Raw genomic sequence first — 26,996 nt, forward strand, 5'->3', positions numbered from 1 at the left:
CACCAACAGTCAGCCATCCTTCATGCCAGCGTGTTTCCGTCGATTGACCACATATGTATCCAGCAAAAAGCAGTTCGCTTTTGACCCAGATCTCACCGGCCGTGCCACTTGGCAAGGGATGCGCCGGGTCGCCAATTGCAATTTGCACCCCGTGTGCTGCCCGGCCGACCGAACCCGCAGGTACATCATCGCATGGCCGCGATACTGTAATGAAACTCGTTTCGGACGCTCCGTAAAATTCCATTAAACTGGCAGCCGGAAAGACTTCGGCCATTGCGGCCCGCTGTCCATCCTGCCATTTCGCGCCACTGGCCAAAACCTGCCGGACCGTATCAACAGGACCAGTGCGCCTGGCCACTTCCCCCAAATAGTGAAGCTGAGTTGGCGTTGCATAAAGGACTGATCCGTCCTTTGCACGGTTCAGTTCGGCAAAAAGTTCTTTTGGATCAAAGCGCTCCATTAGAACGACCTGGTGGCCGCCTGACAATCCACAGACGGCACCATAAAGATGCAGCGAATGGGTCAGGCCACCCGCAATGACGATCCTATCATTCGGGGCGTTGCTGAATTCGCGATCCGATAGCTCGAAACTCTTGAGCCAAGACCTATGTGTGCGAACGTATCCCTTCGGCATACCACTGCTGCCAGAGGTAAAGCCCGCAAAAAAGAGAGCCCCTTCTTCAGGCGATACATCTGCACGTTGGCTGTCGACGGTTTTAAACAATTGCGAGCCGCACTGGATGAAAAGACCCGGGCTCAGTTCCTCCAAAACAGTCTTCATCAAACTGTCCGGCCACTCCGGATCGACAATCAGCGCCACACGGCCAGTGCGCGATGACGCAAAGAAGCCAATGAGCAACGACATCGGATCGGTCAGAGCAAACGCAATCCTTGCGCCCGGGCACGTTTCTTCGCAAATCGCCGATGCCGCTGTTTGAACCCGGTCGAAGAATTCCAGCCACGTGAGAGAGACCGGACCGCATTTCAGCGCGGTGTCTGCGGGTCTCGCCGCTGCAAATGCTTCAAGCCGGTCGCCAACAAAGGTCATCCAAGCGGTCCGATCGCATTGCGCCCTAAGTTCTGGAAAGGAAGGCTGCCGGCAGGCCTCTTGAAATGGTCTCAGCCACAAGTGCCGTGACGGCGACCTTCAACAAGTCTCCTGGAATGAAGACAGCGCTTCCTACCGCTGCTTCTGCAAGCGACAGCCCAGCTTTATAAGCAAGTCCTGGAATGCCGAAGGCGTAAACCACGACAATTCCCCCGATTGCCGCAGCAATCGCAGAAGACGTGAGCACATTCAACCGTCCGGTTGCGCGCATGATCCATCCGGCAACAAATGCGCCTACCGGCCAGCCAACCAGAAAGCCGACAGATGGCGAAAAGAACACGCCCAGACCGCCTCTGCCACCGGCCAGCAAGGGCGCGCCCAAGGCGACGATGAAAAGAAACAGAAGCACTGCCAGGGCGCCTCGAACCGGACCAAGCATGACACCGGCCAGCATGACACCGAGCGTCTGCGCGGTGATCGGGACGCCGCTCAGAAACGGTATGGCCACCGGCGGCAACAGGCCGAGCGCTGCAATGAGAGCGGCATAGAAAGCAACGTGGACCAAAGACCGGTCAGCCATATCGTTCATTCCTCTTGAGTGTCTTGTCTCTTTTGTTGCCACAGAACGCTTTGATATGAGCCGTTCCGTCCAACGATGTTGTGTCGGGCGCCGGATACCTCAGTTTCGGCCGGGATGCCAGACCCGTCCACCCTTGAGGCCCAACTATCTTGTCAGTCCGTTCGAGCCGCCGCGTGCCTTTAACGCCTCGGCCACATGATCGGACATGCGAAGCGATTGTATGGCGAATGGTGCCAACAGCCGCCAGGAGCCGGAAGATCCCGTTCTCGCCCGATAAGCCTCCTGCAACATTGAAAAGACTTGCAGCATGTGAGGTGTGAAACGAAGGACGAGGGTAACCCCAAGCGCAGGTTTGCGCGATGAAATCCCAAGCCATTCCAACGGCCTGAACAGCGGTTGCACGGCTGCCATCATGTCGTCCATACGCGTCGTGACAGACACGAAATTCGCAGCAAGGATCATGATGATGAGCCGCAAAATGATGGCAAGTCCTTCCAGGAGCGTTCCAGACAGCCAGTGTAGCGCCAACAGGCATGCCAGAAGTACCGACAACCCGCGCAAGAGCTTCAGCTGGGCCAGACCTTGTCGACCCAAACTGGCATAAAGAGAGATCACGGCAGCCAGACACGGCAGGAGGATCCAGAAAGATGTCACCTGAAACAACAGGATACTGGCAACGGCGACCGCCACCAGTTTCAGACCTGCCGGGAGACGATGCGCCCAGGTGTCACCAGGGATTTGCATCGCGATCACAGCGCCACAAGCTCCAATTTGTTGTTCAATTTGATGTCAAGATCGGCGCGATAAGCTGCAAGCACTTCATGCGGCGGCCCGTCCATACGCAAGCGACCTTCCTCAAGCCAGAAGATCCTGTCAAAGCCTTCAAAGTGACTGAGATCATGGCTGACAAGGACGATCTTTTGAGGCAACGACATCAACATTGATCGAATGCGACTGGTCGCAAGAGCATCGAGGCTCGTCATTGGCTCGTCGAGCACCAGAAGCCGAGGCTCCATAACCAGCACTGCAAGAATGCAAATCAGCTGTTTCTGACCCTCCGAGAGTTCCGAAATCGGTCTGTCAGCCAGCGCTTCGCACCCATGGGTCGCAAGAAAGGCTCGCGCCCGACTGCGGCTTTCATCTTTGTCGGATCCAAGCTGCGTGAGACCGAAGGCAATCTCTTCCTCAACGGTCGGGAAGATCGCTTGATGATCCGGATTTTGAAACACGAAACCCACATGTCGCGGCAGCTCTGGTTCGGCAAGTGTTGCCGGAACACCGAATAGCGAAAGTTCGCCGCTGCTGGGGGTGCGCAACCCATTCAGGAGCCTCACGAAAGTGCTTTTTCCGGAGCCGTTCAAACCGATTACGCCGATGCGATCTTCGGTGAGACGCAGTGTCAAGCCACTCAGGACTGACCGTTCAGCGATTTCCAGGCCGACGTTTTCAAAGGCAGCAAACGGCTTGGCGTCCGGATCACAGACACGCGTTTCATTTTGTTTGCTTTTCCTGGGCCAGAACGCCATATCACCTCGCCGCTGATCGGCCGCTTTCAGGGTCTATCCCTTAGTCTGGCGCCGCTTATCGACCGGAAACTCTTTTATGTCAAAGACGCCTCATATTACGTGGCGCAGATGATGCGGCAAATCGGCTATTTGGGCATTCACCATTTCACCGACTTGCGCACAAGGTTCAGTCACGCGAACGCTACGCCACAACGCTGTAGAAGCTGCACCGGCAATTAGCCGACCGGACGCGTCAACTCAGGCAAATCAGCCAATTGATTGATGGTTGCCCTGATGCGCTTCAATGCCCAGACAAAGCGGTCGTCAGAAGGTTCGGACCCGAAAGTGAGGCGCACATAAGGAGCCGGTTCATAATCCTTCACCTGGAAATAGCGGGACGACAAAACGGAAACTCCCTGATGGCCCAGAGCTGCCTGCAAGGCGTCCGGGTCGACCTGATCCGGCAGACGCAACCAACCGAACACCTTGTCGACATTGCTCTGAAGGAAATGAGGTGCAAGAATTTCGCGTGCGTTCAGGTACCTGCTCCTGTTGGCCTTTCGCTTCAGGCGCAGCGTCTTGAACAACAGTCCTTCACGGACCCAACCTGCGATCAGCTCCGCCGTTATGGGCGACGCCATCCACGTGCTTTCACCAATCTTGTTGCGGATGCTGTCTCCAAAGGACGCTGGCACATGAACAAAACCGATCCTGCTTCCCGGTGAACAGACCTTGGAAATACTTGCAATCGAAGCCGTCAATTCAGGTGCAAGAGCACCGAATGACGGCAACGTTTCAGGCAGGAAAGGGGTATAGGGATCGTCTTCGACAATCTTGAGATCATATTCACGTGCCACACGCACCAGATCCTCACGCTCTGTGGTCGACATGGTGTGTGTCGTCGGGTTCTGCATGTTGGGCATCAGGAAAACGCCTTTGACGCCATGAGACTTGGCGGCGATTGCCAATGCTTCGGGATCCATGGCACCAAACCCGCCGTCTTCTCGCCGGAGCGCAGGAAGCGGGACGGCTTTCAACCCAAGGCCTGAGAGCGAACTGAAGATCGAAGGGTAGGTAAACCGGTCGACGGCAACCGCATCCCCGGTTCTGAAGAGGGCCTGACAAGTCACCTGAATTCCGTGCTGGGCACCACAAGTCACCGCCACGCGAGCAGGATCGGCCTCAAGCCCATAGTCCTTGAACACCAAAACGCCGGTTTCCCGATGCGCCCTCAGACCTTCAGAAGGCACAAATCCGTTCAAGCGGTCGATGCCATTCGTTTTCGCCATGCGCACCAGACCTTCGGAAAGGCTGGGATTCAGGTGCGGAAAAGCAAAGTTTCGGGCAAGATCACAGGCCTCAGGCTCATCCTCTTGCGGAACAAGCGGAGAGACTTTTTGCGTCTCCGAGGCCACATAGGTTCCGCGGCCGGTTTCTCCCTTCACCAGACGGCGGCGTTCAGCTTCACCGTATGCACGCGTGATCGTTCCGAGCGTAACACCCAGCTGATAAGCGAGCTCCCGCTGCGGAGGCAACCGGTCACCTTGAGCTAATGTTCCAGACTGGATGTCGTCTTCAAGGGCGTCGGCAATCGCAAGATAAATGGGACCTTCGGCGGCCTCGATGTTCGGGATCCACATTGTCATGAGAACAATGTTATCATTGACGCATACAATTTTTCAAGACAGTTAGAGTCTTCGTTGCTTTGTATCAATTGTATCTATTCTACCGGTACAATGACTGGAGACAAAAATGGACCCCGCGACACTTCTTGCCTTTGCTGTCTTCATCATCGTCATGACCGGCACGCCTGGCCCCGGCAATCTGACTTTCCTGGCTATCGGCGCGTCAGCGGGGTATCGGACTGCCTTTCCCGTAATCCTTGCGTCTATTGTCGGTGCCTGGCCACTGAAACTCAGCGTGGCCTATGGGCTCGGACATGTCATGGCAGGCGGCGGAACCATTGTTACCGTGTTCAAAGTCCTGAGCATGACCTACATGACCTATCTTGCATGGCGCATTGTCTCCCTCTCGATCAAGCCGAAGGGAGAAGTTGCCCTGCCAAGCTTCTGGGAGGGTCTTTTGATCCACCCGCTCAGTCCGAAAACCTGGGCAATGAACCTTGTTGCCTTCTCGACATTCCTCGCTGGAAACGGTCTTGGCATTCACGAGAATGCCTTGATTCTGCTGGTTGGATTTTCACTGGGCGGCCTGGTTTTTCACTCGCTTTGGGCGCTTGTCGGCGTTTCCATTCTAGCTGTGATTGGAGAGGGACCGATGATGCGCATCATCACAATTGTCATGGCTGCCGGCATGCTGGCCGCAACCGCGTGGGCTCTTCTGCTTTGAAATTACTGGACCCGCAGTCATTTCGACTGCAGGTCCATTTCCAAGCGCCACTTCTCATGCATGGAAGCAGCTTCAAACTTGGTATCGCTGAGCCCGATGTCGCGCATCAGGGCAGGCGACAAATCGCCTGGTACAATGCGTTTGGGGCGACGGTTAGACCGCCGCTTCAATAATATTGCAAAAAACCTCTTTATGAGACTTGGGGCACGTCTATCAACCAGCGCCTCATCGACTTCACACCGAATGCTCTCTGACATCTCCGTAACTCCTTGATCTTAGGAAGTTACATATCGGCCCGGTATACTTGTGTTACCAACGAAATCTCGATAAGTATGCATAAGGAAGACTTATGCATGTCAAATACTCTGCCACCATTATCCGCGATCCGCGCATTTGAAGCCGCAAGCCGACACCTGAGCTTTACCAAGGCAGGCGAGGAACTTGGCATGACGCAGGCGGCCGTCAGCTATCAGATCCGGCTACTGGAAGACAGGCTCGGTTTTCAGCTCTTTACCCGAAAGACGCGCCGGATCGAACTTACAGAGCATGGCGCTGAGCTTGCATCCAAGGTCGTCGATTCATTTACCTCACTGAGGCAGGCCTTTGAAGATGTAACAGACAAGAATGCCGGCCAGCTCGTCGTTTCCAGCAACACCACCTTCGCTGTGAACTGGCTGTCCAATCGTCTGGTTCATTTTCAGATGCAAAACCCTGACATTGCCGTGCGCATTCTGCCCTATGGCCCTGACGCGCATCCTCGTTTCGATAGTTCTGACGTCGTTGTGTCCGCGTGCAAGGCACCTCCGAAGGACTGGATCGCGCACGAAGTCGTCAAGGCGACCTTCACTCCCATGCTGAGCCCTGTGCTTGCGGAAACGATTGGAGGTATCAAACAGCCCGAAGACCTTTTAAAACTACCGCTCGTGGACCCACAGGACCCATGGTGGGATATCTGGTTTGCCGCAGCAGGCATTCCGGATGTGGATCTCAGCAGCTATCCGAACTCGCGCATGGGTTCTCAGGCCCTGGAAGCAAACAGGGCAATTGCGGGTCAGGGCGTGGCTATTCTGACGCCTTATTTTTGCAAAAATGCCATAGAGACCGGCCAGCTGATCCAGCCATTTGAACTGACCTGCCGTGTGGAGGCCGAAAGCTGGTTCTTGAGCTACCCGCCGATCAACCGGACCAGCCGCAAAGTCAGGCTATTTCGGGACTGGGTTGCTGGCGAGCTGAAACGAGACGGGATGCCTTAGCGGACGTTTATCGCCGAAGAGGTGTAACACAACCTGCCGAAGGGTTCGCCGAAGCTGCCACATTGTGAAAAAGTGAAACGCAAATTCCTCTTTTGACAAACCGCGCTGCAGCGGCGATACCTCAATCCCATGTCGGATATCAAAGTAAAAATTTGCGGCCTGTCGACCGAAGAAACCATGGAAGCCGCGCTGGACGCCGGCGCAGACATGGTCGGATTGATGTTCTTTCCAAAGAGCCCTCGCCACGTTTCCCTGAGCGATGCCTGCAGGCTGGCCGACATGGCACGTGGCCGCGCTGAAATCGTGGCTGTGACGGTGGATATGGACCTGGACGGCCTCTCCAGGATCAAGGAACTTGTCGCGCCCGACACATTCCAGTTCCACGGCAGTGAAGCACCCGAAGCATGTGCTGCAGCCAAGGTGATGCACGGAACGGGCGTTATGAAAGCGGTGTCGGTCGCCGCGAAGGAAGATCTGGAAAAGGCCTTGTATTATTCGGTCGTTGCAGACCGTATCCTTTTTGATGCCAAACCACCGAAAGGATCGGACCTGCCGGGCGGAAACGGTGTTTCTTATGACTGGTCGCTGCTCAAAGATCTTGACCTGAAGAAGCCCTTCATGCTTTCGGGGGGATTGAATGCGGACAATGTCGCCGAGGCGATCCGCGTGAGTGGCGTAAAGGAAGTCGATGTCTCTTCGGGTGTCGAGAGGGACAAAGGCGTCAAGGACAGCAATCTAATTCGCGCATTTATGGCAGCGGTCAAAGCGGCCTGACCTGCCGGACGAAGGAGAATACGCGTGAACGACATGGCGAACAGCATCCGGACCGGTCCGGACGATCGCGGACATTTTGGAATTTTCGGAGGCCGTTATGTGGCCGAAACCCTGATGCCGCTGATCCTTGATCTGGAGCAGCACTACAAGGACGCGAAAAACGACGCGGCATTTCATGCCGAAATCGAATCCCTGAACACGCATTATACCGGCCGGCCGTCACCGCTCTATTTTGCCGAGCGCCTGACCGAAGAACTCGGCGGTGCCAAGATCTATTTCAAGCGCGATGAGCTGAACCACACCGGATCTCACAAGATCAACAATTGTCTTGGCCAGATCCTGCTCGCCAAGCGCATGGGTAAAACCAGAATCATCGCGGAAACGGGCGCCGGGCAGCACGGTGTTGCAACCGCCACCGTCTGTGCACGCTTTGGATTGCCGTGCGTGGTCTACATGGGCAAGACCGATGTGGAACGGCAAAAGCCCAACGTTTTCCGAATGAAGCTGCTTGGTGCAGAAATCGTTCCGGTGACGGCCGGTGCCGGCACGCTGAAAGATGCGATGAACGAAGCTCTGCGCGACTGGGTCACCAATGTCGACGACACTTATTATCTGATCGGAACGGCTGCCGGGCCACATCCTTATCCGGAAATGGTGCGCGACTTCCAATCGGTGATCGGTAAAGAATTGCGCGAACAGATCGTTGAGGCCGAAGGCCGGCTCCCGGACGCGCTTGTTGCCGCTGTCGGCGGCGGGTCAAACGCCATCGGCCTCTTCCATCCGTTCCTGGATGACAAGGACGTCAAACTCTTCGGAGTGGAAGCAGGTGGGCACGGACTGGAAGGCGATGAGCACTGCGCCTCTTTGACTGCCGGCAAACCGGGCGTTCTGCACGGCAACCGAACATTTTTGCTTCAGGACGATGACGGGCAAATCCTGGAAGGGCATTCCATTTCGGCCGGGCTCGATTATCCGGGCATCGGACCGGAGCATTCCTGGCTGAAAGACATCGGCCGCGTCGAATATGTCCCGGTCATGGACAACGAAGCCCTGGAAGCCTTTCAGCTTCTGACGCGTGTTGAAGGCATTATCCCGGCACTCGAGCCGTCGCACGCCTTGGCACATGTCACCAAGCTGGCACCTCAGATGGACAAAGACCAGATAATCGTCATGAACCTTTGCGGACGCGGCGACAAGGATGTCTTCGCCGTCGGCCAGATGCTTGGGTTCGACCTTTAAAGCCCATCCGTTCGCAACAGTTTTCAGAAAAGCCGCGTCTGGTCATGGCGCGGCTTTTTCGATTTCACTCCCGGCCGCTCTGTTCCCAAGTTTTGTTAACCTGCCCAGCAAATTCGGCATTGCTGCAATGCAAACTTGTGCGTTGTCCGCAAAAATAGCGCGACTAAATTATGTGCAAAGAAAAACCGTGCACGACACCTCATCCGATCCCTTTTGAAGGAACACACCAATGGCATTCGACATGATTAGCGGTTTTGTTCGCGATGTTCGCGCCGCACACCGCACGGCAAACGAAATTGAACGTTTGAACCGCATGAATACGGCTCAGCTCGCCGACCTCGGACTTGAGCGCAGCGATATCGCGAGTCACGCATTCGGTAAGTATTTCAACAAGCGATAACAATCGTTGGCGGACGGAGCAGCAAAACGGTTTGGTTGCCGAAATCGAAAGTTGAAAAAGCCGTGCGCCTGTTCATCAGCGCACGGCTTTTCATTTGATGGGTTTGCTCGCAAAAGCAGCCTGAAGAAACTGCTGCCTCCCACGAGCGTCCAGCGAATTGACCTGTGCGGTCAATTCTGGCGCTGTTTGTGACGTCGTATCAGTTTGCTGCGACCCGTTGAGGTTGAGTTCTATGACGCGTCTCCAGAACCGCTCAGCCAGCGGTTTCGGTGCTGGTTCAAATAGGGAATGGGCCATTTTCAGCTCCTTATTTTTCTTCGATGGCTTTCTATTTCCTATAAAATAGACGCACGGAGTGCATATTTCCAGAGGCAATTGATGCGCCCCTGACAATCCAGCCATGCATTTTTAGCAAGTCTGACCTGCAGCCAGTGCTATTGCTGCGGTGCAAAAATCTCATAAGTATCTCGTTGCGATTGGTTTTTGAATTTGGTTCCTCCGGTGTGAGATGAGTGTTTTGCAGGCTATCCTTTTGAGTGCACCTTCAGCTGCGCCGCTTTCGACGGTTTTTCGCGGCACGGGTGGGCCGTGCCAGCGTGCCGCAAGAGCAAGGGGCATACGCAGTGAGCACGTCTATCGTGCTGATAGCGAGTTTCGCGCCATTGGTTTGATTGATTACCCAAGCAAGTAGAGAATACGGCCAACCAGCGCCGAAGGTTTCAAAACCAATCCGAATTCCTGCACAATAGATTGACATACCGTACGCTGCGCCCGTACATCGCTCAGATGACAAGGCCTGTGCGATATGGTCTGGCGAAAAAAGGGTAGCAGTGAATGACGGAAACGCGCATCGATCGCCGTTTTAAAGCTTGTGCAGAGGCCGGAAGACCGGCACTCGTCACCTTTATTACTGCTGGAGATCCGGATCTTGAAACGTCGCAAGCCGTTCTCAACGCACTCCCTGCCGCCGGGGCCGATGTGATCGAGTTGGGCATGCCCTTCTCCGACCCGATGGCAGAGGGCATTCCAATCCAGCTGGGCAATCAGCGCGCACTTGCTGCCGGACATACCATGGACAAGACACTGGACATGGTGCGGACTTTCCGAAAGCAGGATCAGGATACGCCGATCATTCTGATGGGGTACTTCAACCCCATCTATGTGCGCGATCCCAAAAAATTCGTGCACGTTGCCAAGGAAGCCGGCGTAGACGGCTTCATCATTGTCGACATACCTGCAGAAGCGGACGATGAACTTTGCATCCCGGCCCTTGAAGCCGGTCTCAACTTCATTCGCCTTGCCACGCCAACAACAGATGACAAGCGCCTTCCGGCTGTTCTGGCCAATACCTCCGGTTTCGTCTATTACGTCTCGGTGACTGGGATTACCGGTGCCAACATTGCAGATACCGGCCGGGTGACCACGGCAGTCAACCGCATCAAAGGTCATACGGAGTTGCCGGTTGCCGTTGGTTTTGGCGTCAAGACAGCCGATCAGGCCGCCGTCATCGGCAAGGACGCAGACGGTGTCGTCGTCGGCTCGGTTCTGGTCAATGCCATTCGCGACAGCCTGGATGAAGCCGGTAAAGCCACCGACAAAACCGTTCAGGCGGTATCGGACGTGGTCAGCGATCTGGCCGCCGGTTGTGCCAGAGCCCGTCAGGCCTGACGGCCGACGTGAATTGAAGGAATTGCGGCGGACCCCATATCTCCGCCATGGGTAACTCGAGTATTGGGACGCGCCTGACGTGAACTGGATCAATTCTATTGTACGCCCCAAGATCCGGGATCTTTGGAAAAAACGTGAAGTTCCGGAGAACCTTTGGATCAAATGTCCGGAAACCGGGGAGATGGTCTTTCACCGGGATTTGGAGGCCAATCTGTGGGTGATTCCGAATTCCGGTCATCACATGCGCATGCCTGCGCGCAAACGGCTTGATTCGTTTTTCGACGGCGGAAACCATACGCCCGTCGAGTCGCCGGAGGTTCAGGCGGACCCTTTGAAATTCCGTGACAGCAAACGCTATACGGATCGCATGAAGGACGCCCGCTCCAAGACGGGCGAGAACGAGGCGGTGCATGTAGCGCAGGGCAATGTCAACGGCATGGCCATGACAGCTGCCGTGCAGGACTTTACCTTTGTTGGCGGATCGCTCGGCATGGCTGTCGGTGAGGCCATCCTTGCAGGCATGATGAAAGCCGTTGAGGACAAGACACCGTTTGTGATGTTTGTCGCTTCCGGTGGGGCGCGGATGCAGGAAGGCATTCTGTCACTGATGCAGATGCCGCGCACGACAGTCGGCGTGCAGATGCTGCGTGAAGCGGGCTTGCCTTACATCGTCGTACTGACAAACCCGACAACGGGTGGTGTTTCAGCATCTTACGCAATGCTTGGCGATATTCATATCGCAGAGCCGGGTGCTCAGATCGGCTTTGCCGGCCGCCGCGTGATCGAGCAGACAGTGCGCGAAAAACTTCCGGAAGATTTTCAAACCGCCGAATATCTCCTTGATCATGGCATGATCGATATGGTCGTGCCGAGACAGGAGATGAAAGACACTATTGCTCGTGTCTGCGGCATCCTCATGAAACGCGAAGTTGAGCTGCCCCGCCTGGAAGCACCCAAAGAGCCCATGCAGGAAACCGAAGACAAAGCTGAAAAGACAGCTGAAGACCCTGCCAAGGAAGCCGAAGCGTCCACATAGGCGCGTATTTTTTCCGTAAAATGTCGCGAATGCGGCAATTCACGACATTTCCGGGCTGTTCGCTTGTCTCGCGGGCAGCCATATCCTAAAGGCGTAACAGACGCTGTAACGGATGACAGGACCCTGCGGAGGGCGCCTTGGATCAAATCACAAAAATTCTGGACCGCCTTCTGGCGCTGCACCCCAAAGAAATCGATCTTTCGCTTGGGCGGATGCACAGGCTGCTGGCAGCCCTCGATCACCCGGAGCATCGCTTGCCTCCGGCAATTCATATTGCCGGTACCAACGGCAAAGGATCCGTGACGGCGACGATGCGGGCTATCCTGGAAGCTTCCGGGAAACGGTGCCACGTCTACACTTCACCGCATCTGGTCTCGTTCAATGAGCGCATCCGACTGGGACGCGATGGAGAGTTCGTCTCAGACCCATTGCTTTTCGACGCGCTTCACCGCTGCGAAGAAGCCAATGCAGGCGCTGAAATAACCTTTTTCGAAATCACCACCGCAGCAGCGCTGCTGCTGTTTGCTGAACAACCGGCAGACATTTTATTGCTGGAAGTCGGGCTGGGCGGTCGTCTCGACGCAACCAATGTGGTTGACGAGCCCCTGGTCTCGATCATCACGCCAGTTTCCATGGACCATGAGAAATTCCTTGGCAACGATCTGGCGGTCATCGCCCGGGAGAAGGCCGGCATCATCAAGCACGGCGTGCCTGTCATCTGCGCAGCGCAAGAAGACACAGCCCTGCCTGAAATTACACGACAAGCCGCACGCAACCGCGCACCCATCCAGGTTTTTGGTCAGGACTTTGTCGCACAAGACGACCAGGGGCGCATGGCATTTCAGGATGAGGAAGGCTTGATCGACTTGCCGCTTCCCATGCTCAGTGGACGACACCAGTTTGAAAATGCGGCCCTTGCCATCGCGGCGCTGAAAGTGGCTCATCTTCTGCCTGAAGAAGCAACAGTTGCCGATGGGCTCAAAAGCGTGAACTGGCCCGGACGCCTACAACCGCTGACCCACGGCGCTTTACTCGAAATGTGCCCGGACGGCGCCGAAGTCTGGATCGACGGCGGTCACAATCCAGGTGCCGGTATCTCCGTCGCCCAATTCATGGGCGAGCAGGAAGAACGCTCTCCGCGCCCGCTCTATCTGATAGCCGGTATGCTGACGACCAAAGATCCGGTCGGGTACTTCAGGCCGTTTCACGGGCTGGTGCGTCACGTGGGCACTGTGCCGATTTCAACAACGTCGACCGGAAGAACTCCAGAGGATCTTGCAGACCTTGCCCGTTGCGCCGGACTTGAGGCGACACCGTTCCAATCGCTGGACGCGGCCCTTGCGGATGTGGCAGCTTGTGCGCAACAGGATGGCGAAGCGCCCAGGATTTTGATTTGCGGTTCGCTTTATCTGGCCGGTGAAGCTCTGGCGCGCAACGGAATGGCGCCGGACTGAGAGCTTTTCGGCCAAGGCAATCAGGAGATCAGCCGGATGAAACGCCCGATCAGCATTCCCACCCGTTTTGCCGGTGTGTTGCTTGGAGCCGCACTGTTGGCGGGACCGGCCCTGTCATTGAGCGAGCAATATGAAACGCCACCAGAGCAGGGCCCGGCCGTCGTTCTGGACGGCAAGCAACTTGGGCCTGGCTATGCGGTTCTCGCACCGGTACGAAGTGATGGCTTCCTGCGCATCTATCAGCTGCAGACAGACCTTGGTGTTGAACGGATTGAAGGCGACGGCCTTTTGAAACTTCGACTCTCCGAGCTCAAGGTTCTGGTCGCCCTGGAAGGTCTGAAAAATGATGCCAGCTTCGTCGATGGATTGAAACAAGCCGCGATGAAGCCGGTTGAGTTCGTCGAAAACACGGTGACCGACCCGGTAGGGACCGCCAAAAACACAGTTTCCGGCGTGGGCCGGATGTTCGGCCGACTGACCAAAGGTGTGGAATCAGCCGTTACCGGCAAGGGCGGATCTCCCGCCGAATTGGCAAAAGCCATAACCGGGCAGGCTCGCGAACGCCGCGAACTTGCTGTTGAGCTTGGCGTCGATCCCTATACTTTCTACCGGCCACTTTCTGAAAAGCTGGACGAGACCGCGAGCGTTACAACGGCGGGCAACTGGACAGTCAGTGCGATTACGGCATTGCTGCCGGGCGGTCTGGTCGTGTCGGCCGCACGCCAGGCCGACAATCTGCGCACGCTCATCATAGACAGCTCCCCTTCCGAACTGGAAGACCGGACCGCAGCAGCACTGCGCAATGCCGGTATCAGCGAACAGACGATTTCCAGAATTGCTGCCAACCCATTTTATACGATCTCCGAAAAGGCCGCGATTGCTTACCAGCTTCAGGCCATGCCGGGTGTTCAGGACCTGGATCTGGTCGCGGCGAAAGCTGCGGATGCCGAAAGCCGTGACATTGCCTATTTCCAGCTGCGCCGCATCGTCCTTTTGGAAACCTACAATCGTGAAATCTCAGGTCTGGGTCAGATCAGGGAAGTTTCAAACATCCCGGTTGCCATCCGCCGCGACGGCCTGGCAGCAATCGTTCTGCCGCTCGACGAAGTCGCCTGGACGCAGACCGTGGCACAGACGTTTTCGGCAATTCACACAGGGCTCGGCCAATTGCCTTTCCCTCCATCTGGCGTCGATTTCCTGATAACGGGTGAACTGACGCCAATGGCGGCTGAAAGGATCACTTCGTTCGGCTGGGCGATCACTGGTGACTATCCGATGCCGAATGGGCCCGTGCACTAAACGAGGGAACATTGGCTCCTAGATCGAAGCCCTAACGTTGCTGATCGGGCAAACGTCCCTAAACACACTCCAGAACCGGTCCTGAAAGGCCGCTTTCCCAGCCCAGGATCGCCCGTTTGCGGGTGAGGCCCCAGTGGTAGCCGCCCAGTTTGCCACCCTTGGCAAGCACCCGGTGACAGGGCACGACAAAGGAAATCGGATTGCGGCCAACCGCCGTGCCAACGGCCCGTGAGGCTTTCGGTTTGCCGATTGAAGCGGCAATATCGGAATAGGTCGTCGCCTGACCCATCGGAATTCTGAGCAATGTCTGCCAGACCCGAATTTCAAAATCGGTTCCGATCATGACGACGTTCAAGGGTTGGTCTTGTTGCCACTTGTCTGGGTCGAATACGCGATCCGCATACATTGCGGTCGCATTCTGATCTGCAACAAATTGCGCAGCCGGCCAGCGCTCACACATGTCCGCCAGGGCTTCTTCTTCGCCGCCCGGATCGGCAAATCCAAGACCGGCAAGCCCCTTGTCCGTCGCCATGACGAGAACCTGCCCGAACGGCGAAGGATGAAACCCGTAGGCTATTTTCAGCCCCGCGCCCCTGTTGCGGTAATCACCGGGCGTCATTGCCTCATGCGTGACAAAGAGGTCGTGCAGCCGGGACGAGCCGGAGAGGCCAACTTCGTAGGACGTATCCAGGACGCTGGCGCTGTCGCGCAGGAGAGCTTTTGCGTGATCCAGGGTTATCGCCTGCAAGAACTGTTTTGGCGTCAATCCTGCCCATCTGGAAAACACTCTTTGCAACTGGATGGGTTGAAGCCCTGCCTCTCCTGCCAACTGCTCAAGTGTTGGCTGCTCACGCCAGTCTTCGGTAATACGCTTCAAGGTTTTGCGGACGATTTCATAATGTTCAGCGGCTTCCGCACCAACGCAGATCGGTGTCGGATCGGAAGTCAGGCTCGTAAGGTCGAGTGCTTTGGTCATGTCAGGTCCATCAGCTCTTTTCAGTCTGCGTTGATCCTAACGAGCCAACGGGACCAACGCGACCCGATTTGCGAGCCGGTTCAGGCGATGATTTGGACGGCAGCGACCATCACCCCAGAACGTCCCTGAACTCACTTGCAGATGCAGCCGGACCCTTTCTGGTCGATAGCAGTAGATTGGTTTCCGTGCCCGTGATGCCCTCGATCAGGCGAATGCGGTTCAATGCATCATCAAAAGCTGCCAGGTCCCGCGTCGCGATTTCCAGAACCAGATCCCACTTGCCGTTGGTGGAGTGAATAGCTCGAACTTCCGTCATGGCGCCCAGGGCTCTGGAAACCGGTTCAGTGTTGTGCCCGTCGACCACGACCAGGGTCAAAGCCCTGATCGGCAGATCTCGCCAGTCGTCGCGCAAAACCGCCGTGAAGCCGAGTATCTCTCCGGAGTCGATTAGTTTCTCCATGCGTGCACGCACGGTTGCCCGGGATACTTTCAAATCACTTGCCAAATCGGACACCGAACGGCGTCCATCATGCCGTAATTGTGAGACTAGGCGAAAATCAAGATCATCCATTGCATCATTCTGGTTAGTCATACTTATCATAATGATAATTCTTACCGCACATTTGATCAAGTTGCCGGATTTACTCCGCCGCGGCGTACGCGCACACTTTCAAGGCATTGCGGATTCAGGCGGAGAATGACGTGGACGTTGTCGGAAAACAGATTGCCCTTGTTGGCGCGCCGGTGGACGAGGGCGCCGGACAAAGAGGCTGTCTGATGGGACCGGACGCCTATCGGACTGCCGGACTGGCGGAAACACTGGAAGATCTCGGACACTCGGTCACCGATCACGGCAATCTGAAACCGGTCGACGTTGGCAATCTGGCACCGCCCAATCCCTTGCTGAAAAATTTCCCGGCCTATGCCGGCTGGACCCGCACGCTTCACCAAAAGGCCGCTCAGCTCGGCGAAGACCCCGTCGTGCCGATTTATCTTGGCGGCGACCATGCCATGGCGGCGGGAACGGTTTCCGGACAGGCTCGAGCTGCAGAACGGCTCGGACGCCCGCTGTTCGTGCTCTGGCTCGACGCCCATTCTGATTTTCACACCTTTGAGACCACCGCCAGCGGCAATCTGCACGGTACACCGCTTGCATTTGTCTGCGGATTGCCTGGATTCGATGCTCTTCTCGGCAACCCGTTGCAGCACCCGGTCGACCCGAAGAATGTTGAGATCCTGGGTGTCCGTTCCATCGATGATGCCGAGCGCAGGCAACTTCTTGATCATGGCGTTGGCGTTCGGGATATGCGCCAGATTGATGAGGACGGCATTGCCGGGCTGCTGAGACCCTTTTTGAACCGCGTCCGGGCGGCGAACGGATTGCTTCATGTCAGCCTTGACGTGGACTTCCTGGATCCGGATATCGCACCGGCGGTTGGAACCACCGTGCCTGGCGGCACCACGTTCCGCGAGGCGCATCTTGTCATGGAAATGCTTCATGACAGCGGACTTGTCAGCTCGCTCGACCTTGTCGAACTCAACCCATTTCTGGATGAACGCGGAAAAACCGCGCGTCTGATGGTCGAACTGACCGGCAGTCTTTTCGGACGCCGTGTCTTCGACCGTCCGACCAGAAGCTTCTAGAGGACACAATGACCAACAACACCAATAATCTGTCTCCGTCGGATCTCGCCTTTGTTCCGTTTGTCAGCGTCGACAACATGATGCGCAACGTGCGGTCCATTGGCGTCGAAACCTTCATGCGTGAGCTGGCTGAATACATCGAAGATGATTTCCTGCGCTGGGAAAGCTTCGACAAGAAGCCGCGCATTCCCGCGCACGCGCCTGAGGGTGTGGTTGAGTTGATGCCGACAAGCGACGGCAAGACCTTTGGCTTCAAATATGTCAACGGCCACCCCGGCAACATGCGTGAGGGACTGCAGACCGTGACCGGTTTCGGTGTGCTGTCCGATCTGGCAACGGGCTATCCCGTGCTCTTTACCGAAATGACCATTCTGACCGCACTGCGCACAGCTGCCAATTCAGCCTTGGCGGCCAAATATCTCGCGCCTGAGGGATCGACAACCATGGCCGTGATCGGAAATGGTGCACAGTCCGATTTTCAATGCCTTGCATTCAAGGAAATGCTCGGGATCACAGAGATCCGTGCTTATGACATTGACCATAGCGCCAGCATCCGGCTTGCGCGCAACCTCGCCAATTCCGGGCTCAACGTCACCATCTGCAAGACGCCCGAAGACGCGATCGAAGGTGCTGAAATCATTACAACGGTTACTGCCGACAAGCGCTATGCGACGATCCTGACGGACAACATGGTCGGCTCAGGCGTGCACATCAACGCGATCGGCGGCGATTGTCCGGGAAAAACCGAGCTCCACAAGGACATCCTGTTGCGCTCGGACATTTTCGTCGAGTTTCCTGAACAAACCCGGATTGAAGGCGAATTGCAGCAACTTGACGCCGATCATCCGGTGACCGAGCTCTGGCAGGTCTTTGCCGGCAAGGCGGAAGGTCGAACAGGCAAGGATCAGATCACTTTGTTCGACAGCGTCGGGTTTGCGATAGAGGACTTCGCAGCACTGCGCTATGTGCGCGACATGCTGCCTCAGACAGGCCATTTTGAAAAACTGGACCTGCTTGCAGATCCGGATGACCCGCGCGACCTCTATGGGATGGTGTTGCGCTCCAGCGCCAATGGCGACAATCAGGCCGCCTGAGCAGATCAGCCGAGCGCGCTTTCAATTTCCCGTACTACGGCGTCGGCGGCTGCGCCCGGGTCCTCGGCCTTGCTGATCGGACGGCCGACAACCAGGTAGTCGCTGCCCGCGCGAATGGCCTCTGCCGGGGTCATAACCCGGCGCTGATCCCCTGCCGCGCTGCCGGCAGGCCGGATGCCGGGTGTGACAATGACAAGCTGGCCACCTAGGATCGTCCGCATCTTGTCCGCTTCAGTCGCGGCACAGACGATGCCTCCCATGCCTGCTGCGCGCGCATCGCGTGCCCGGGTCTCCACGACCTCGGCAAGCGGACCGCGATATCCCGCTGCAACGAGATCTTCTTCATCCATCGACGTCAGAACGGTGACCCCGAGAAGACAAAGATTGGGGTTACCTTCGGCCTGCAATCCCTTCACGGCCGCACGCATGGTCTTCGGATATCCATGCAACGTCATGAAGGTCACGCCCATCTTGGCAACGTTTCGGACAGCCTTTTCAATCGTGTTGTCGATGTCGTGCAGTTTGACGTCGAGGAAAATCTTTTTGCCGTCAGCGGCCAGATCGCGGGCAAACTCAAGGCCACCGGCGAACTGAAGCTCCATGCCGATCTTATAGACACCGACTTTGCCTTCCGTTTTCTTCACCAGCTCTTCAGCTTCACTGACGGTTGGAACATCAACCGGCAACATCAGACGATCGAGTGCGGAAGTCGGGGCAAAGGGGCTGGTTGGCATCGGCGGTATCCTCATCTGACTGGTGGGCATCTTGTGCTTAGCACCACCGGCTTTCTTGTGCCACCGTCAGTCCTTGCCGTCTTTCTCAAATTCGGAAAACGCCTGCTTGTAGTCCGCGTGCCAGCGGCTCAAGGGTGGCCGATTTTCAACGATATCGCCAATAGCCCACTGCGCACGCCGTCTGTCGCGAACACTGTCGACATCATTGTCAGGACAAAGGACATAGAAATCTCCTGCCGACATTCTCTCGATGAAATAGTCGACCGTTTGCTCGCTCGTCCAGGCCGCGTCTGGCTTTTGGGGAATGAAAGCGGCGATCATTCCGGTATAGGTGAAACCGGGAACGAACAAGTGCACGGAAATCGGCGCCCCCTTTTCACGCAGTTCATGCGCCAGCTGTTCGCTGAGCACCTTGACCGCTGCCTTGGTGACATTATAGCCCGGATTGCCAGGCGGCGTCGTGATGCCTTGCTTGGAACCTGTATTGATGATGACCGCAGGCCTTCCAGCGTCGATCATACGTTGTGTGAAGGCCTGAACACCGCGCAGAACACCAAAAAAATTGATATCCATCATCTGCGTCCAGTTTTCCATCCGGTCCCAAGCTCCGGTCGGGCGACCGATGCCGGCATTGTTCATGAGGACCGCTACCGAACCGAGCTCGAATGCCTTATCCGCAAGCGCTTCCACCTGTTTCGTGTCCGACACATCGGTTGCAACCGCTTCAACAATTGCGCCGGAGCCCGCCGCTTCGCGCACTTTTCCGGCCGCAGCGTCGAGTTTGTCGCCAGGTAAATCCGCCAAAACCACGCCAAGTCCGGCCTCGGCAAAGCGGATCGCGGCAGCTAGACCGACCCCACTTGCCGCGCCGGTCACCACGGCAAGACCACCTTCGGATATCGCTTCCTTGTACATGTCAAATTCCTTTGTGAGTGGCCAATTGCAAACGGCAATCCTGTGGCTGGTTGGTCTTCGCGTCCTTTATGTCGGCCCATGGGACGACGTCCGATGTCGACGTCGCTATTTCATTAGGCGCATCAGGCTGCTACAACACCGCCCGTTCCTCACCTTAGCAAGGACAGCAATCGATGCGCACAGCGAAAATATCGCGCGACACCAAAGAGACCCGCATCTCGGTCGAAATCAATCTGGACGGCACTGGCGCATACGACGTCAAGACGGGCGTCGGGTTCTTCGATCATATGCTGGAGCAGCTCTCGCGCCATTCGCTGATCGACATTCATGTCCGCGCAGAAGGCGACACCCACATCGATTTTCACCATACAGTGGAAGACACAGGCATTGCGCTTGGGCAGGCGATTTCATCTGCCCTTGGTGACATGGCCGGCATCACGCGTTATGCGGACACCCATCTGGCAATGGACGAGGCGCTCACCCGTTGTGCGCTCGATGTTTCCGGACGGCCCTTCCTGGTGTGGGATGTTGCCTTTGACCGGGACAAGGTCGGCGACTTCGATACAGAATTATTTGAAGAGTTTTTCCGCGCATTCACCATGAATGCGGGCATCACCCTTCATATCGCCAATCTTTATGGTTCCAATTGTCACCATATTGCCGAAACTTGCTTCAAAGCGGTTGCGCGAAGCTTGCGCAAGGCTATGGAAATCGACCCGCGACAGGCGGACAGGATACCGACAACCAAGGGCCAGCTTGGCGGCTAGGCAGGGACAAGCCCATGAGCACTTACGTTGTGATGGCGCCGCCGGAATTTGACAATCTGGCGGGTGACCCGCTCCAGAGCGACCGGCTTGCCTTCGTCCCGGACGGTTTTTCAGCGCTGGCTTTTCTGTTTTCGATCATCTGGATGCTGGTACATCGCATGTGGCTGGTGCTGCTCGGCTATCTCGGGATTGCACTCATGGTGGAACTTCTGGCGCTCGCCGTCAGTCCTGAAGCGACGGCCATCGCAGCCTTTGTTGTTTCGATTCTTTTCGGCTTCGAGGCGCAGGCACTCCGTCGTTGGTCGCTGGAACGCAAAGGCTGGCGTGTGGTCGGAATTGTCGACGGCGTCAATCGCGCAGAGGCCGAGTTGCGCTTCCTGCATAAGGCAGCAAATCAACTGGCCCCGGAAACAAAACAAAGAGACGCGCAGAGCACCCCGCCCACATCAGCCCCGATCGTCCCAAGGGTCGGCAGCGAACGTGTGGTCGGCCTGACGCTCGGTCCGGAGATCCGTCAATGACAATTGCAATTATCGATTATGGCTCGGGCAATCTTCGTTCGGCCGAGAAGTCATTTGAGCGCGCGGCAAGATCACACGCTCACGTGCCTGATGTCTTTGTGACCTCAGATCCGGATCGCGTCCGAAAAGCCGACAGGATCGTGCTTCCGGGCGTCGGCGCCTTTGCGGACTGCAAGCGCGGCCTGTGGGCCGTCGACGGTATGCCTGAGGCGCTTGAAGAAGCGGTGCGTCAAAACGGCAAACCGTTTTTTGGCATTTGTGTCGGCATGCAGTTGATGGCTGCAAGAGGCCTCGAATTCGAAACCGTCAACGGCCTTGGCTGGGTCGAGGGAGACGTTTCAGCGATGGAACCTTCAGATCCGTCCCTCAAGATACCGCACATGGGATGGAACACCATCAATGTCGCTAACGGTGCGCACCCCGTCCTTGCCGGCATTGAGACGGGGCCGGACGGGCTGCATGCCTATTTCGTCCACTCTTACCACTTCGCCTGCACCCACAAGACCGATTGCCTGGCGAGCTTTGATTATGCCGGCAGCTTTACGGCAATGGTGGCGAAGGACAACATGATCGGCACCCAATTTCACCCGGAAAAAAGCCAGCGGCTAGGCCTCGCCCTAATCGCGAATTTTCTGGAATGGACACCATGACAACCGCTTGGAGGACCCCATGAGCAAGGGATACTGGATTGCCCGTGTCGATGTACACGACGCGCAGAACTATCCGAAGTATGTCGAAACGGCGAAGCCTGCGTTCGAGCGCTTTGGTGCGAACTTCCTTGCACGCGGTGGTACGACAAACGCGATCGAAGGTCCGGGCAGGGCGCGAAACGTCGTGATTGAGTTTCCGAGCTTTCAGCATGCGGTCGATTGCTACAACTCGCCCGAATATCAGGAAGCGGTGAAAATCCGTCAGCAATATGCCGATGGCGAAATCGTCATCGTGGAAGGAATTTAAGTAGCATGATCCTGTTTCCCGCCATCGACTTGAAAGATGGTCAATGTGTGCGATTGAAGCTTGGCGACATGGACCAGGCAACCGTTTTCAATGACAATCCGGGCGCCCAGGCGAAGTCATTCCAGGACCAGGGCTTTGAATGGCTGCATGTGGTCGATCTCAACGGTGCCTTTGCCGGTGAAAGTGTCAACGGAGCGGCGGTCGATGCCATCTTGTCGTCGACTTCAAATCCGGTGCAGCTTGGTGGCGGAATCAGGACGCTGGATCACATCGAATCCTGGCTCTCAAAGGGTATCACGCGGGTCATTTTGGGAACCGTTGCCGTGCGTGACCCAGATCTTGTCAAGGAAGCCTGCCGCAAGTTCCCGGGAAAGATTGCTGTCGGCATCGATGCCAAAGGCGGATATGTTGCCGTTGAAGGCTGGGCGGAAACGTCCGAGCTCACCGCTGTCGATCTTGCCAGACGGTTTGAAGACGCCGGTGTATCGGCGATCATCTATACGGATATCGATCGGGACGGGGTTCTGAAGGGCCTGAACATTCCATCCACTCTGGAATTGGCCCGGGCCGTTTCCATCCCCGTCATTGCCTCGGGAGGTCTTGCCTCCATTGATGACATTCATCGCCTGCTGAAACCTGATTGCGCCATCCTGGAAGGGGCAATTTCCGGCCGGGCGCTGTATGACGGCAGGCTTGATCCGGCAGAAACCATGTCGCTGATCCTTGCACAGCGGAGCAAAGTATCATGACCCTCAAAGCCCGTGTTATTCCGTGCCTCGACGTCAAGGACGGACGCGTCGTCAAAGGCGTCAATTTCGTCGACCTGATTGATGCCGGTGACCCGGTTGAGGCCGCCAAAGCCTATGATGCGGCAGGCGCCGACGAGCTCTGTTTCCTCGACATCACCGCGAGCCACGAGGGCCGCGACACGATTTTTGACGTTGTCCGTCGGACCGCAGAAGCCTGCTTCATGCCCGTGACCGTCGGCGGGGGCGTACGCACAGTGGAAGACATCCGCAAACTGCTTATTGCAGGCGCGGACAAAGTGTCGATCAACACCGCAGCAGTGAAGAACCCCGACTTCGTACGGGAGGCGGCCGAAAAATTCGGTGCGCAGTGCATCGTTGTGTCTATCGATGCCAAGCAGGTCAATGAACCGGGCGCTCCAGAAAAATTCGAGATCTTCACCCATGGAGGCCGCACGCCAACCGGGATCGATGCCGTCGAGTTCGCCAAGAAGGTGGTTGGACTGGGTGCGGGCGAACTGCTGGTCACGTCGATGGATCGCGATGGCACCAAGGCCGGTTACAATATTGCCCTGACCAGGGCGATTGCCGATGCAGTGCGCGTTCCCGTCATTGCATCGGGAGGTGTCGGAAATCTGGACCATATGGTCGAGGGCATACGGGACGGACACGCCACGGCCGTACTGGCAGCATCGATTTTCCATTTCGGCGAACACACCATTCACGACGCCAAGCAGCACATGAGCGATGCAGGCATCCCCATGCGCCTTGATGCCTGACCTCGCCTTTAGGACATAGCCCAATGACCGACTTCACTTTGGAAGATCTTGACGCCATTATCGCTAGCCGTGCCAAGAGCAGCGATGAAACGTCCTATACGCAGAAGCTGGTCAGAAAGGGCGTTGCCAAATGCGCCCAGAAACTGGGGGAAGAAGCGGTTGAGGCAGCCATTGCTGCCGTCAAGGAAGATCGGAAGGAATTGACGGCGGAAGCCGCCGATCTGCTTTATCATTTGTTGGTGGTTTTGAACGTATCTGAAGTTCCGCTGAAAGATGTCATGTCGGAACTTGCCGGCCGAACAGGCCAAACAGGACTTGAGGAGAAGGCATCGCGGCCTAGGGAATAGCCACCGGAGACGCCGGAAAGCCGCGCTGCAGGGACTGCGAAGACGATGGATCAGAAAGTCGCAACAGCCCTGGACATGGATTTGTCCCCTTACCGGGTGTTCACCGAGCGCCAGTGGGCAAAGTTGCGCGCTGACACACCCATGACGCTTAGCGAACATGAGGTTGCTCAGCTGCAAGGCCTGAACGCGCCGGTGTCGATGGAGCAGGTGGAAACCATCTATCTGCCGCTTTCGCGGCTGCTTGCCTTTTATGCCGAGGCAACCGTCAGAATCCATCAGGCTACGCAGGAGTTTCTGGGTCACCGGGAGAACAAGACGCCGTTTATCATCGGCGTGGCTGGATCGGTATCGGTTGGCAAATCCACAACATCCCGCGTGCTTCGAGAGTTGCTTGCAAGATGGCCTGCAAGCCCCAAGGTGGACCTGATCACCACAGATGGCTTTCTGTTTCCAAATGCCATTTTGGAATCCGAAGGTCTGATGGGCAAAAAAGGCTTTCCTGAAAGCTTCGACCGGCCGCGGCTTTTGAAGTTCCTCTCAGACATCAAGGCTGCCAAGCGCAACGTCCGTGCACCGGTGTATTCTCACTTCTATTACGATGTCATGCCGGGTCACGCCGTCACGGTGGATCGTCCCGACATCTTGATTGTCGAGGGTCTGAACGTATTGCAGACACGCGAACTGCCTAAGGACGGCAGAGCTGTGCCGTTCGTGTCCGATTTCTTCGACTTTTCCGTTTATATCGACGCCGATGAGGATCTCTTGCGCAAATGGTATGTTGATCGTTTCATGCGGCTTCGGGAGACTGCATTCCGCGATCCAAGTTCCTATTTCCACAAGTACTCGCGCATAACAGACGAGGAAGCGCTGGCGACCGGTGACCGGATCTGGACCGAGATCAACTTGGTCAACTTGCGCGAAAACATTCTCCCAACACGTCCGAGGGCCGATCTGATTCTGAGCAAGAATGCCAGTCATCACATATCGAAAGTGGCCCTTCGCAAGGTCTAGGTTTTTCAGATTTCAAAAAAAACACCCGCGACCGTTTCAGCCGCGGGTGTTTTTGTTTCAGCAAGACACGTTTTGTCAGGCAGCTTCATTCCGCTGCGTGGTCAGCTCGCGCACAGTGTCGAGGAACGACGTCACCTTGGCACGGAGATCGCTTGCATTGGTCTCAAGGTCTCCAGCTGCAACGTCGACGGTCTGAGCGGCTTCTTTGGTGTTGCCGGCTGCATCGGAAACGCCCTGGATAGTGCTGCTGACCTCAACCGAGCTTTGGGAGGCCTGCTGCGCGTTTTCCGCGATTTCCTGTGTCGCCGCACCCTGCTCATCGACAGCTGCTGCGATGGACGATGCAATCTCGTTCATATTGTTGATGATTTCAGTCACCGATCCGATCGCACCGGCAGCCTGTTCGGTTTCACCCTGGATCGCCGAGATCTGGCTGGAGATTTCTTCGGTTGCCTTGGACGTCTGTGTCGCCAGTTCTTTCACTTCCGCGGCAACAACCGCGAAGCCTTTGCCTGCCTCACCAGCGCGCGCAGCCTCAATCGTCGCATTCAGCGCCAGCAGGTTGGTCTGCTCTGCAATTGCCTGAATGAGGGTGACAACCTCGCCGATCCGGCCCGCAGCCTCTGAAAGACCATGCATGCGCTCGTTGGTCGCTTCAGCTTCCTCAGCCGCCTTGGCGGCAATTTCGCTTGAAGACTGGACCTGACGGCGGATTTCGTTGACCGATGCTGACAGTTCTTCTGCGGCAGCCGCAACCGTTTCCACATTGCTGGAAGCCTGCGTGGAAGAGCTGGACACAACAGTCGATTTTTCAGTTGTCTGCTCGGCACCAACCATCATGTCGGCAGAAGCCGATTTGAGGCGGTTCACGGAGGTTTCGATCGTCTGCATCAGACCGGTGATCTGATTGTCGAAATCCTGGCTGAGGTCGCGGACCTGTTCACCGGTTCTTGCGGCGATCTCGCGAGCTTCATGCTGATGGATTTCAAGTTCCTTGCGCTCGGTCTCATTGGCAACAAAGACCTGCATGGCCGTTGCCATCTTGCCGATTTCGTCGCCGCGATCCGCGCCTTCGACAACAATGTTCGTATCGCCTTCTGCGAGGGTCCCCATGTTGGCCGTCAAGGCGCGCAACGGGCTGACGGTTTGACGAACGGCCACCATGGCGATTGCGATAGCGATTGCAGCGCCGATCAATGCCAATGTGATGATTTTGGTTGCTGCGCTCCAATAAGCCGCATCCAGATCATCAATGTACACGCCCGTTCCAACCATCCAGTTCCAGGCGTTAAAACCTTCACCCCAGCCGTATTTTTCGATCGGGATTTCACTGTTCGCGCGCGGCCAATAGTAAAGCAGTGGAGCGCCACCAGCTTTGGCGTGGCCGATAAGTTCTTCAACAATCTTGACCCCGGTTTTGTCCTTGAAGTCAATCATATTGGTGCCATTCAACGACGTTTTCGGATGCACAAGGTTGGTGCCGTCATAGTCGTAAACGTAAACGTAATTGTTGCCCTCAAAACGGATTGCTCCGATGGCAGCTTTCGCGGCGAGCTGGGCTTCCTCGCGTGTCATGTCACCGGCTTTTTCGAGCTCATGAAAATGAGCTGCTATTGAGACGGCGCTGTCCGAAAGGTCTTCGATTTTCTTGAGACGTTCGGTGAACATCGCTGAATAGAGGCTATTCAGGCTAACTGCACAGATTGCGACTGTAAAAACCAGGATCGTCGCGATGGGGAGACTTATTTTCCAGGTGATGGGCCAGCGAGAGAAGGACATGATCAATTGATTCCTTTTGTAGGATTACAAACAGAATCAATTCAAAACTTGACCAATTGCTTAACTGCAGTGCAACAAAAGCATCAAAATTTGCTTTATCGACAATCGCTACGAAGTACTA

At 56.2% G+C, this 26,996-nt stretch carries 31 protein-coding genes (1 of these 31 cut by a window edge); 19 read left to right on the forward strand and 12 right to left on the reverse strand.

The window, feature by feature from the left end; translation table 11 throughout:
* The 5 genes from ACZ1HV_RS15235 to ACZ1HV_RS15255 all read right to left on the reverse strand — a co-directional run.
* Window positions 1–1,048, reverse strand: the 5' portion of a protein-coding gene (locus tag ACZ1HV_RS15235; protein WP_472715641.1) for an AMP-binding protein. Its footprint begins 305 nt before the window's first position; only the first 1,048 of its 1,353 coding nucleotides appear in the window; its start codon is at window positions 1,046–1,048; its stop codon lies off the left edge, out of view.
* Between the two features lie 25 nt (window positions 1,049–1,073).
* On the reverse strand, window positions 1,074–1,628 hold the full coding sequence (locus ACZ1HV_RS15240) for a biotin transporter BioY (RefSeq protein WP_298966694.1): 555 nt from the start codon (window positions 1,626–1,628) through the stop codon (window positions 1,074–1,076).
* A 144-nt stretch (window positions 1,629–1,772) separates the two neighbouring features.
* The gene (locus ACZ1HV_RS15245) at window positions 1,773–2,372 is read right to left on the reverse strand and encodes an energy-coupling factor transporter transmembrane component T family protein (RefSeq protein WP_472718455.1); all 600 of its coding nucleotides are present in this window, start codon (window positions 2,370–2,372) and stop codon (window positions 1,773–1,775) included.
* Window positions 2,373–2,377: 5 nt separating this feature from the next.
* A complete protein-coding gene (locus ACZ1HV_RS15250; RefSeq protein ID WP_472715642.1) occupies window positions 2,378–3,154 on the reverse strand; it encodes an energy-coupling factor ABC transporter ATP-binding protein in 777 nt (258 codons plus the stop codon).
* A 215-nt stretch (window positions 3,155–3,369) separates the two neighbouring features.
* Window positions 3,370–4,779 carry an aminotransferase-like domain-containing protein gene (locus ACZ1HV_RS15255; protein ID WP_472715643.1) on the reverse strand — a complete coding sequence of 470 codons (1,410 nt, stop codon included), beginning with the start codon at window positions 4,777–4,779 and terminating at the stop codon, window positions 3,370–3,372.
* A 106-nt stretch (window positions 4,780–4,885) separates the two neighbouring features.
* Between ACZ1HV_RS15255 and ACZ1HV_RS15260 the strand changes: the two genes are divergently transcribed.
* Window positions 4,886–5,482: a LysE family translocator gene (locus ACZ1HV_RS15260; RefSeq protein ID WP_298812125.1), complete on the forward strand. Its 597-nt coding sequence runs from the start codon at window positions 4,886–4,888 to the stop codon at window positions 5,480–5,482.
* Between the two features lie 17 nt (window positions 5,483–5,499).
* Here ACZ1HV_RS15260 and ACZ1HV_RS15265 read toward each other — a convergent pair whose 3' ends face one another.
* The gene (locus ACZ1HV_RS15265) at window positions 5,500–5,739 is read right to left on the reverse strand and encodes a hypothetical protein (protein WP_298966691.1); all 240 of its coding nucleotides are present in this window, start codon (window positions 5,737–5,739) and stop codon (window positions 5,500–5,502) included.
* A gap of 96 nt (window positions 5,740–5,835) precedes the next feature.
* Here ACZ1HV_RS15265 and ACZ1HV_RS15270 point away from each other — a divergent pair, with 96 nt between their 5' ends.
* The 4 genes from ACZ1HV_RS15270 to ACZ1HV_RS15285 all read left to right on the forward strand — a co-directional run bounded on the left by ACZ1HV_RS15270 (window position 5,836) and on the right by ACZ1HV_RS15285 (window position 9,148).
* On the forward strand, window positions 5,836–6,735 hold the full coding sequence (locus tag ACZ1HV_RS15270) for a LysR family transcriptional regulator (RefSeq protein WP_472715644.1): 900 nt from the start codon (window positions 5,836–5,838) through the stop codon (window positions 6,733–6,735).
* A 129-nt stretch (window positions 6,736–6,864) separates the two neighbouring features.
* Window positions 6,865–7,509 (forward strand): phosphoribosylanthranilate isomerase, encoded by a 645-nt coding sequence (locus ACZ1HV_RS15275; RefSeq protein WP_298812129.1) that lies wholly within the window; start codon window positions 6,865–6,867, stop codon window positions 7,507–7,509.
* A 33-nt stretch (window positions 7,510–7,542) separates the two neighbouring features.
* Window positions 7,543–8,748 carry a tryptophan synthase subunit beta gene (gene trpB, locus ACZ1HV_RS15280; protein WP_472718456.1) on the forward strand — a complete coding sequence of 402 codons (1,206 nt, stop codon included), beginning with the start codon at window positions 7,543–7,545 and terminating at the stop codon, window positions 8,746–8,748.
* A 229-nt stretch (window positions 8,749–8,977) separates the two neighbouring features.
* Window positions 8,978–9,148, forward strand: a complete 171-nt coding sequence (locus tag ACZ1HV_RS15285) for a DUF1127 domain-containing protein (protein ID WP_298812132.1) — start codon at window positions 8,978–8,980, stop codon at window positions 9,146–9,148.
* A 90-nt stretch (window positions 9,149–9,238) separates the two neighbouring features.
* Here ACZ1HV_RS15285 and ACZ1HV_RS15290 read toward each other — a convergent pair whose 3' ends face one another.
* Complete coding sequence (locus ACZ1HV_RS15290) at window positions 9,239–9,445, reverse strand: hypothetical protein (protein ID WP_298812134.1); 207 nt, start codon at window positions 9,443–9,445, stop codon at window positions 9,239–9,241.
* A 537-nt stretch (window positions 9,446–9,982) separates the two neighbouring features.
* Between ACZ1HV_RS15290 and trpA the strand changes: the two genes are divergently transcribed.
* The 4 genes from trpA (at window position 9,983) to ACZ1HV_RS15310 (ending at window position 14,605) form a co-directional block, all read left to right on the forward strand.
* Window positions 9,983–10,816 carry a tryptophan synthase subunit alpha gene (trpA, locus tag ACZ1HV_RS15295; RefSeq protein WP_472715645.1) on the forward strand — a complete coding sequence of 278 codons (834 nt, stop codon included), beginning with the start codon at window positions 9,983–9,985 and terminating at the stop codon, window positions 10,814–10,816.
* 79 nt (window positions 10,817–10,895) lie between these two features.
* Window positions 10,896–11,852: an acetyl-CoA carboxylase, carboxyltransferase subunit beta gene (gene accD / locus ACZ1HV_RS15300; RefSeq protein ID WP_298964193.1), complete on the forward strand. Its 957-nt coding sequence runs from the start codon at window positions 10,896–10,898 to the stop codon at window positions 11,850–11,852.
* A 137-nt stretch (window positions 11,853–11,989) separates the two neighbouring features.
* Window positions 11,990–13,306 carry a bifunctional folylpolyglutamate synthase/dihydrofolate synthase gene (locus ACZ1HV_RS15305; RefSeq protein ID WP_298812141.1) on the forward strand — a complete coding sequence of 439 codons (1,317 nt, stop codon included), beginning with the start codon at window positions 11,990–11,992 and terminating at the stop codon, window positions 13,304–13,306.
* Between the two features lie 36 nt (window positions 13,307–13,342).
* Window positions 13,343–14,605 carry a hypothetical protein gene (locus ACZ1HV_RS15310; RefSeq protein ID WP_472715646.1) on the forward strand — a complete coding sequence of 421 codons (1,263 nt, stop codon included), beginning with the start codon at window positions 13,343–13,345 and terminating at the stop codon, window positions 14,603–14,605.
* Between the two features lie 58 nt (window positions 14,606–14,663).
* On the opposite strand, the gene ACZ1HV_RS15315 is transcribed toward ACZ1HV_RS15310, so the two are convergent.
* Both ACZ1HV_RS15315 and ACZ1HV_RS15320 read right to left on the reverse strand, forming a co-directional pair.
* Window positions 14,664–15,581, reverse strand: a complete 918-nt coding sequence (locus ACZ1HV_RS15315; RefSeq protein ID WP_472715647.1) for a methylated-DNA--[protein]-cysteine S-methyltransferase — start codon at window positions 15,579–15,581, stop codon at window positions 14,664–14,666.
* Between the two features lie 109 nt (window positions 15,582–15,690).
* Window positions 15,691–16,152 carry an Lrp/AsnC family transcriptional regulator gene (locus ACZ1HV_RS15320; protein WP_472715648.1) on the reverse strand — a complete coding sequence of 154 codons (462 nt, stop codon included), beginning with the start codon at window positions 16,150–16,152 and terminating at the stop codon, window positions 15,691–15,693.
* Window positions 16,153–16,283: 131 nt separating this feature from the next.
* Here ACZ1HV_RS15320 and rocF point away from each other — a divergent pair, with 131 nt between their 5' ends.
* Together rocF and ACZ1HV_RS15330 are read left to right on the forward strand one after the other, a co-directional pair.
* Window positions 16,284–17,225 carry an arginase gene (rocF, locus tag ACZ1HV_RS15325; RefSeq protein ID WP_472715649.1) on the forward strand — a complete coding sequence of 314 codons (942 nt, stop codon included), beginning with the start codon at window positions 16,284–16,286 and terminating at the stop codon, window positions 17,223–17,225.
* Between the two features lie 8 nt (window positions 17,226–17,233).
* Window positions 17,234–18,319, forward strand: a complete 1,086-nt coding sequence (locus ACZ1HV_RS15330) for an ornithine cyclodeaminase (protein WP_298964205.1) — start codon at window positions 17,234–17,236, stop codon at window positions 18,317–18,319.
* Window positions 18,320–18,324: 5 nt separating this feature from the next.
* On the opposite strand, the gene pyrF is transcribed toward ACZ1HV_RS15330, so the two are convergent.
* The gene (gene pyrF / locus ACZ1HV_RS15335; protein ID WP_472715650.1) at window positions 18,325–19,053 is read right to left on the reverse strand and encodes an orotidine-5'-phosphate decarboxylase; all 729 of its coding nucleotides are present in this window, start codon (window positions 19,051–19,053) and stop codon (window positions 18,325–18,327) included.
* Window positions 19,054–19,119: 66 nt separating this feature from the next.
* Window positions 19,120–19,968 carry an SDR family NAD(P)-dependent oxidoreductase gene (locus ACZ1HV_RS15340; RefSeq protein WP_298812158.1) on the reverse strand — a complete coding sequence of 283 codons (849 nt, stop codon included), beginning with the start codon at window positions 19,966–19,968 and terminating at the stop codon, window positions 19,120–19,122.
* 173 nt (window positions 19,969–20,141) lie between these two features.
* Here ACZ1HV_RS15340 and hisB point away from each other — a divergent pair, with 173 nt between their 5' ends.
* From hisB to coaA, 8 genes are read left to right on the forward strand one after another with little or no spacing between them, the layout of a single operon-like run.
* Window positions 20,142–20,735, forward strand: coding sequence for an imidazoleglycerol-phosphate dehydratase HisB (gene hisB / locus ACZ1HV_RS15345; protein WP_298812160.1), 594 nt, complete (start codon window positions 20,142–20,144; stop codon window positions 20,733–20,735).
* A gap of 14 nt (window positions 20,736–20,749) precedes the next feature.
* Window positions 20,750–21,256 (forward strand): DUF2628 domain-containing protein, encoded by a 507-nt coding sequence (locus tag ACZ1HV_RS15350; protein WP_472715651.1) that lies wholly within the window; start codon window positions 20,750–20,752, stop codon window positions 21,254–21,256.
* Window positions 21,253–21,906, forward strand: a complete 654-nt coding sequence (gene hisH, locus ACZ1HV_RS15355) for an imidazole glycerol phosphate synthase subunit HisH (RefSeq protein WP_472715652.1) — start codon at window positions 21,253–21,255, stop codon at window positions 21,904–21,906. Before ACZ1HV_RS15350 ends, hisH begins: the two co-directional genes overlap by 4 nt.
* A 19-nt stretch (window positions 21,907–21,925) precedes the next feature.
* The gene (locus ACZ1HV_RS15360) at window positions 21,926–22,213 is read left to right on the forward strand and encodes a DUF1330 domain-containing protein (RefSeq protein ID WP_152499061.1); all 288 of its coding nucleotides are present in this window, start codon (window positions 21,926–21,928) and stop codon (window positions 22,211–22,213) included.
* Between the two features lie 5 nt (window positions 22,214–22,218).
* Window positions 22,219–22,962: a 1-(5-phosphoribosyl)-5-[(5-phosphoribosylamino)methylideneamino]imidazole-4-carboxamide isomerase gene (gene hisA / locus ACZ1HV_RS15365; protein ID WP_472715653.1), complete on the forward strand. Its 744-nt coding sequence runs from the start codon at window positions 22,219–22,221 to the stop codon at window positions 22,960–22,962.
* Window positions 22,959–23,738, forward strand: coding sequence for an imidazole glycerol phosphate synthase subunit HisF (gene hisF, locus ACZ1HV_RS15370; protein WP_298964221.1), 780 nt, complete (start codon window positions 22,959–22,961; stop codon window positions 23,736–23,738). The genes hisA and hisF overlap by 4 nt, the downstream gene beginning before the upstream one ends.
* Before the next feature lie 23 nt (window positions 23,739–23,761).
* Window positions 23,762–24,085, forward strand: coding sequence for a phosphoribosyl-ATP diphosphatase (locus ACZ1HV_RS15375; RefSeq protein ID WP_298812176.1), 324 nt, complete (start codon window positions 23,762–23,764; stop codon window positions 24,083–24,085).
* Window positions 24,086–24,130: 45 nt separating this feature from the next.
* A complete protein-coding gene (coaA, locus tag ACZ1HV_RS15380; protein WP_298812179.1) occupies window positions 24,131–25,096 on the forward strand; it encodes a type I pantothenate kinase in 966 nt (321 codons plus the stop codon).
* Window positions 25,097–25,171: 75 nt separating this feature from the next.
* Here coaA and ACZ1HV_RS15385 read toward each other — a convergent pair whose 3' ends face one another.
* The gene (locus ACZ1HV_RS15385; RefSeq protein WP_298812181.1) at window positions 25,172–26,875 is read right to left on the reverse strand and encodes a methyl-accepting chemotaxis protein; all 1,704 of its coding nucleotides are present in this window, start codon (window positions 26,873–26,875) and stop codon (window positions 25,172–25,174) included.
* Window positions 26,876–26,996: the final 121 nt, after the last annotated feature.

It is taken from the genome of Roseibium sp. JB4-4 (assembly GCF_055693425.1).